Origin of the sequence: Pelomicrobium sp. G1 (genome assembly GCF_051905455.1) — a bacterium.
GTDB lineage: Bacteria > Pseudomonadota > Gammaproteobacteria > Burkholderiales > UBA6910 > Pelomicrobium.
This window is the reverse complement of the sequence record NZ_JBQACR010000268.1, coordinates 1-298: the sequence shown is the minus strand read 5'-3', so window position 1 is coordinate 298 and position 298 is coordinate 1. Positions and strand designations below refer to the sequence as shown.

Below are 298 nucleotides of genomic sequence, written 5' to 3'. Positions count from 1 at the left end.
CGTGTACAGGAAGGCGGCGATCGACAGGGAAGTCAGGGCGAGCATCCATTCGGTGAACGAGGGCGCGTAGTCGATGAAGGCCGGCGCCCAGCTTCCCTTGAACAGGGGCACGAGCTGCCCGCCGATCACGAATTCGTAGCGTCCGATGAAGAGAGCTGCCGCCACCAGCAGCGCCGCCGCGACCTGCATCGTACCGTTGGTGCGCTGGCCCGGCAGAAGCATGAGGGCAAGGGGCAGCACGAGTCCCGCCCACAGGTGCAAGTGGTAGAGGGGGGAGGCGGCGATCTTGTCCCACACC

At 66.1% G+C, this 298-nt stretch carries 1 pseudogene; it reads right to left on the bottom strand.

Annotation, left to right across the window (positions count from 1 at the left end):
- Window positions 1-298, bottom strand: a pseudogene (locus tag ACTFO6_RS18450) (NrfD/PsrC family molybdoenzyme membrane anchor subunit); the annotation flags it as partial.